At 40.4% G+C, this 6,722-nt stretch carries 6 protein-coding genes; 3 read left to right on the plus strand and 3 right to left on the minus strand.

The window, feature by feature from the left end; genetic code table 11:
* Both K8S13_RS13025 and nadC read left to right on the plus strand, forming a co-directional pair.
* The coding region (locus K8S13_RS13025; protein WP_291463079.1) for a class I tRNA ligase family protein at nt 1-1,446 on the plus strand (1,446 nt) is incomplete at its 5' end.
* A gap of 6 nt (nt 1,447-1,452) precedes the next feature.
* Nucleotides 1,453-2,283 carry a carboxylating nicotinate-nucleotide diphosphorylase gene (nadC, locus tag K8S13_RS13030; RefSeq protein ID WP_291463080.1) on the plus strand — a complete coding sequence of 277 codons (831 nt, stop codon included), beginning with the start codon at nt 1,453-1,455 and terminating at the stop codon, nt 2,281-2,283.
* Between the two features lie 4 nt (nt 2,284-2,287).
* Here nadC and K8S13_RS13035 read toward each other — a convergent pair whose 3' ends face one another.
* Nucleotides 2,288-3,196: a diguanylate cyclase gene (locus K8S13_RS13035; protein WP_291463081.1), complete on the minus strand. Its 909-nt coding sequence runs from the start codon at nt 3,194-3,196 to the stop codon at nt 2,288-2,290.
* 132 nt (nt 3,197-3,328) lie between these two features.
* On the opposite strand from K8S13_RS13035, the gene lepA reads away from it, so the two are divergent.
* Complete coding sequence (gene lepA, locus K8S13_RS13040; protein ID WP_291463083.1) at nt 3,329-5,131, plus strand: translation elongation factor 4; 1,803 nt, start codon at nt 3,329-3,331, stop codon at nt 5,129-5,131.
* Nucleotides 5,132-5,201: 70 nt separating this feature from the next.
* Here lepA and K8S13_RS13045 read toward each other — a convergent pair whose 3' ends face one another.
* Both K8S13_RS13045 and K8S13_RS13050 read right to left on the minus strand, forming a co-directional pair.
* Nucleotides 5,202-6,011, minus strand: a complete 810-nt coding sequence (locus K8S13_RS13045) for a PEP-CTERM sorting domain-containing protein (protein ID WP_291463085.1) — start codon at nt 6,009-6,011, stop codon at nt 5,202-5,204.
* A gap of 412 nt (nt 6,012-6,423) precedes the next feature.
* The coding region (locus K8S13_RS13050) for a helix-turn-helix domain-containing protein (protein ID WP_291463087.1) at nt 6,424-6,722 on the minus strand (299 nt) is incomplete at its 5' end.

The raw sequence follows: 6,722 nt of genomic DNA on the forward strand, positions 1-6,722 counted from the left end.
ATTTCAAGGCAGATCTGGTGGGGTCACAGAATTCCCGTCTGGAAATGCCCGGACTGTAATGAGGTGATTGTTGAAGAGAGTGATCCGACCCAGTGTCCTTCCTGCGGATCAAAAAAGATTGCTCAGGAGACAGATGTGTTGGATACCTGGTTCTCAAGTGCACTCTGGCCGTTTTCAACCATGGGATGGCCGGAAAATACGGATCTTTTAAAGACATTTTATCCCACCAATGTGCTGGTAACCGGTTTTGATATTCTTTTTTTCTGGGTTGCCAGGATGATGATGATGGGGACTCATTTCATGGAGGATGTACCGTTTGATGATGTCTATATCCATGCCCTTGTCAGGGATGAGCATGGAAAAAAAATGAGCAAATCTAAGGGAAACGTCATTGATCCGTTAAAAGTGATTGATGAATATGGTGCAGATGCGTTCAGGTTTACTTTGGCGGCTTTTGCGGCCCAGGGACGTGATGTCAAGATGTCTGAATCAAGGGTGGAAGGATACCGCCATTTTGTCAACAAGCTTTGGAATGCATCACGATTTGCCCTTATGCATATTACAGAAAAAGATACAAAGATTGACTGTAAAAGGCTTAATCTGGCTGAAAAATGGATACTCTCAAGATGTGCTTATACCTCCCTTGCTGTAAAAGACGGCATTGAAAACTATAAGTTTAATGAAGCGGCATCAGCGGCTTACAAATTTGTATGGCATGAGTTCTGTGACTGGTTTCTTGAGACTGCCAAGCCTGCGCTTTATGAAAAAGAGGGTGTTCAAAGAAGGGATTGTGCAAGAAATGTTCTTTCGAAAATTCTGAAAGATATTCTGATTATACTTCATCCGTTTATGCCCTTTGTTACCGAAGAGATTTACAGCATCCTGCCGGCAACCAAAGGCTCTGTTATGGCGGCGTCTTACCCCTATAATGAAAAAGAATATGAAACCAACAGGAATAAGGCCGTTGAAAAGGATATGGAATTTATTTTTGGTCTGATCACAGGTATTCGGAATATCAGAAGCGAGATGAATATCCAGCCATCCATGAAAATCAAAGTGCTGGGACATACAGCAGATGAAAAAGAAAAAATTATTATTGCTGAAAATAAATCCATTATTGTAAATCTTGCAGCGCTTGAAAGTTTTTATTTTTCTAATGCAGACAACATCCCTTCCTCCAGTGCATCTTCCGTTACCGGGAACACTACCTGTTTTGTCTCCCTTGAGGGTGTTATTGATTTTGACAAGGAGATTAAACGGCTTGAAAAAGAACTTGAAAAAAATACCAAAGAGCTTTTGATTGTTCAGAAAAGACTTAACAATGAAAGTTTCCTTGAAAAGGCACCGGAAGAAGTAATCCAAAAAGTTAAATCACAGCACACAGAGCTTGAAGAAAAGAATAACAAGCTTAAAGAAAATCTTGAGAGAATACTCAGATTGAAGTGATCGACCATGAATACTATTGAAAATATAATCAAATTAGCTCTTTTTGAAGATTCAGGCCTTGGCGATATCACAACAGAATGTATTTTATCGAAATCTCTTCCAGGCATAGGCGTGATCGTTGCAAAAGAGCCATTTGTTCTTGCCGGAATTGAGGTGGCAACAAGGGTGTTCAAACTCTTAGATCCGGATTGTGAACTCAATTCTTCGTTTTCAGATGGTGATTCTATAAAAAAAGGGGAGGTTTTTTTTAAAGTCCATGCAGACCTTTTATCCCTTTTAAAAGGAGAGCGGGTGGCCTTAAATTTTTTACAGCGGCTCTCTGGAATTGCAACATTGACCCGTTCCTATGTAGAAGAACTAAGCTTTGAGAATGTCCGACTGACAGATACGAGAAAAACGACTCCCGGGTTACGCAGTCTTGAAAAAGAAGCAGTCAGAGCAGGAGGGGCTTTTAATCACCGCATGTCCTTATATGACGGCATTTTGATCAAGGATAATCATATTGCTGTTGCAGGCTCTATCAAGAATGCAGTGGATGCGGTTAAAAACAGGACCTCCCATTTGATGAAAATTGAGGTTGAAGTTTCAAATTTTGATGAAGTCAAAGCGGCGATTGATGCAGGAGTTGAAGTGATCATGCTGGATAATATGGATTATGATCAGATGGCAGAAGCTGTAAAATATATTAAGGGCAGGGCAGTTGTGGAAGCATCCGGGAATGTCTCATTTGAAACACTGAACAAAATAGCTGCCACGGGCGTAGATGTGATTTCCTGTGGCGCACTCACCCACCAGGCAAAATCGGTGGATATGAGCATGCGGATCAATACAGCCTGAGTTCTCAGGATTCTGAAACAATATAGGTTAATTTATTACGGCCGGTATCCTTTGATTGATAAAGGGCTTTATCGGATCGGCCGATAAATGATTTGAGATCTTCTCCTTTCACAAGTTCGGTGGCACCAATACTGATGGTGATTGATGCTTTTTTGCCCGGTTCCGGCTCAAATATTTGAGAGCCGATGTTGTCTTTTATTCTTGCTCCCACCACACAGGCCTTTTGAATCCTTGTCTCCGGCAAAAGAATGGCAAACTCTTCTCCACCATATCGATAGGCCGTGTCCATGGATCTCATACAGACTTTGATTGTTTTTCCAATCCTCATAAGGACCTCATCCCCTCCAAGATGCCCCCAGGTATCATTATATTTTTTAAAAAAATCAATATCCAGGATCAGCAATGACAGGGTGTGTGAATATCGGTTGTGCCGGTTGATTTCAGTTTTTATCTGGGAAAAAAAGTGTCGTGAGTTATAAAGTCCTGTCAAAGCGTCTGTAATGGCAAGTTTTTCAAGTTTTTTTAAGAGTTTTGCGCGTTCTTTTTTAAACGAGGCTTCCCTTAAAACTCTTTTAATTCGTAAATCCAGTTCTTCAAAACGAAACGGTTTGAAAATAAAATCGCTGGCCCCTGCCTGAACTGCTTCTTCGTATGAATACTCGGCACTGTAACCGGTCATGACCATGACATCAATGTCATATGATTTTTTTATCTCGCGTGTAAGTTCCAGCCCGTCCATGCCTTGCATCATAATATCCGTCAGGACAACATCTGCTTTAAACGAATTAAGTATTTCCAAGGCTTTATCTGCATTTAAAGCGCTTTTAACTTCATAATTCAAAATTTTTAGATATTCTTCTACAGATTCTTTAATCGCAACATCGTCATCAACAATCAGGATAGAATATGTCATGAATTTTTTTCTCCAAGGTTATTTGCTATAGTTCGAGCTTTTCTTGACACCTTTTAATTCAATTGATAAATATATAAAAATAAAATTTAGCTGTATACGTGGTATTTGTCAATATATTAGTTTGGAGAACCATTGAAATTAAACATAAAGAATATTCGAAATTTCAGCATTATCGCCCATATCGATCATGGGAAGTCAACGCTATCCGACCGGCTGATCCAGCTTTCCGGTATTATCTTGGAAAGGGACATGAAAGACCAGATACTGGATACCATGGACATTGAAAGGGAAAGGGGCATTACTATTAAAAGCCAGACCGTGTCTCTTCCATATACAGCTGCCGATGGCACCCAATACCTCTTAAACCTGATAGATACACCGGGTCATGTGGATTTTTCATATGAAGTATCAAGAGCGCTGGCATCCTGTGAAGGTGCATTAATACTGGTTGATGCAAGTCAGGGAGTTGAAGCTCAGACCCTGGCAAATTTATATCTTGCCATGGAACATGATCTTGAAATCATACCCGTGATTAATAAGATAGATCTGCCGTCTGCCGAGATTGACTGGGCCAGAGAGCAGATTGAAGAGGATCTGGGACTGGATCCTGATGATGCCTTGTCGGTTTCTGCAAAAACAGGAGCCGGTGTGGATAAAATCTTCCAGGCCGTTGTGGATGGAATCCCCGCGCCTTTTACAAAGGAAGAGTCTGTTTTTAAAGCCCTGATATTTGACTCCCATTACGATGCATTCAGGGGAACCATCATTCATTTTAGAATTTTTGATGGCAGCATTAAAAAAGGAGATAAGATCCAGTTGATGTCCAATGATGCCCAGTACAAAGTTGAAGAGGTGGGATTGTTTCAAATAGAGCGAAAACCGCAAAAGGAACTTGTGGCAGGGCAGGTGGGATATTTTCTTGCAGGTATTAAAAATATCAGTGATGTAAAAATCGGGGATACCGTCACCATGGCTGATAAACGGTGCGATAAACCCATGGAAGGCTTCAGGGAACCGACACCGGTTGTTTTTTCTTCCATGTATCCGGTGGCATCTGATGATTACGAGGAACTTACCGATGCTTTGGAAAAATTTAAGCTCAATGATGCCTCGCTGATCTATGAAAAAGACAGTTCCACGGCCCTCGGGTTTGGATACAGGTGCGGATTTCTGGGCCTTTTACATCTTGAAGTTGTCCAGGAACGGCTTGAAAGGGAATATAATGTCTCTCTAATTTTAACATCTCCCTCTGTCATGTATGAGATTACCTATACGGACGGCACGGTAAAAATTATAGATAACCCGGTACAATACCCTGATCCGGCTGAAATCTCCCGGGTTCGTGAACCGTTTATTAATGCGTCCATCATCGTGCCGGACAAATACATGGGCAATGTTATGAAGGTTTGCCATGAATTTCGAGGGGTCAGCAATAATTACCAGTATTTAACCAGTAACCGTATGGAAATGAAATTTACGCTTCCCTTGGCTGAGGTGGTGTATGAGTTTTATGACCGGCTCAAAAGTGTTACCCAGGGATATGGGTCATTTGACTATGAGATTGCCGGATACCAGGAGACCGATCTTGTTAAGCTTGATTTCCTTATCAATGGTGAACGGGTGGATGCCCTGTCCCAGCTGATACACAGGGATAAAGCCGAAGCAAGAGCAAGGACGGCCTGTAAAAGATTAAGGGAAGAAATTCCCAGACAGCAGTTTAAAATACCCATCCAGGGCGCCATTGGAGGGAAAATTATCTCCAGGGAAACCATATCCGCATTTAGAAAAGATGTGACAGCCAAATGTTACGGCGGTGATATATCAAGAAAACGAAAGCTTCTTGAAAAACAGAAAAAAGGCAAGAAACGAATGAAAATGGTGGGTTCTGTTGAGATTCCCCAGTCTGCATTTCTTTCTGTCTTAAAAACCGATTGATAGTATGAAAGGCTGCAATATAGAGTTAACGGATGCCGCAGCCTTTCTTGTTCAATTGTTAAACTTTTAATTATTCTTTTCTGCTAATTCTTGCAAGGCCCAGAAGCCCAAGTCCGAAAAGCATAATAGTTGCTGGCTCCGGAACAGGAGCTGCTTTAAAATTATCAAGTGCCCAAGTAGCTGGATTGTTATCAATAGAGTAGGCTCCGTAGTGAAGAAGCTGATTGTTTCCCCAGGTTCCCGTACCCCCATCGATATTAGAAATAGTATCAGTTCCGCTGAAAATATATAATCCGATACTGGTATAGCCGGTTAAGACCTCGTAAAAAGACTGATTATTTGCAGCAGAGTTTGGCCAGCGGAAAAAATTATTTGCTTCTAAATTAATCGAATGGGTTTCCCATCCACTAAGATCGTTGATATCAATACTTGCTGCTTGTGTTGAAACAAACATATTGTGAAGTCCTGAATCCAGCTGATTGGAGATTACCCAGCGGGCATAGACATTGCCATCATCTCCGGAACTGCCATTTGCAATGGTTTCCCAATTAATAGTGCTGTAAATATCTGTCTGCAGTTGCATACCGGTAAGGTCCCCCAGGAATGTGTTACCTTTTATTCCCATCCAATAGGCACGTTCTTCAATCCCTTGAGCAGTTTGATAGATATGACCGGTCGTATTGCCATACCCTGATCCTTGCCAGTTTGCAGGAGTATTCGCAAACAGTGTATCATAGAGTGGCCCACCAGATGGTCGACCTGCATATGTTTGTTCCCATCCCTGATTATTGTTATTAAAATCGTACGGTGCTGCAATAACGTTTCCAACGGCCAATAATAAAACAAGTGATAAACTTACTAAAAATAATAGTCTTTTCAATGATTCATTCTCCTTCAATTAGTGTTTGTTCAAGTATAATTACTTGCTATCATAATTGTAGAATATAGCAATTTATATGCCAAACATCATTTTGTTAAAAGTTATTTACTCCAGATTGTCAGAATGGTCTATATACTTCAGTTTAAATCTGATCCATATAAGGTAATAAGGGTAATGAGACAAATTGTTTTGCTAAAAGAGGGAAAATTTTTACATAGTTTTAGTACTTTTTTTACATAGTTTTATTACAATATTTTCACATAGTCCAATTTTATTTCAGAGATAAATCCGTTCTACATCCATCTGAAACTCCATTCTCCTTGTTTATATATCTATAGCAATAATATTGCTCTTTATCGCTGGAGCTGTTTTATCTTTGACACAGATTTTCCTGTCTGCTGTATCTTAAAATTTATTCATTCATTTTTTCCAGTCTGTACCGGAGTGTGGCACGGGACAGGCCAAGGAACCTGGCAGCCTTGGAAACATTATTATTCAACGTTTTCATCGCATAATTAATACAATAACTTTCAAGATCATCAAGGCTGAGTCCATGATCATTAATTATCAGTGGAATGAGTGAGTCCAGGTTTATTTGTTTAAATATTTTTTCCTGGGATTCATTGAGAATGACATGGTGGCTGGTGATTTGAGAGCCTTTCGTAAGAATCATGGCCCGCTCAAGAACATTTTTTAACTCCCTGATATTTC

Source organism: Desulfobacula sp. (assembly GCF_021107415.1).

Coding starts and splice junctions, on each gene's coding strand:
- nadC (WP_291463080.1), top strand. CDS start 1,453: ATGAATACTATTGAAAATATAATCAAATTAGCTCTTTTTGAAGATTCA.
- K8S13_RS13035 (WP_291463081.1), bottom strand. CDS start 3,196: ATGACATATTCTATCCTGATTGTTGATGACGATGTTGCGATTAAAGAA.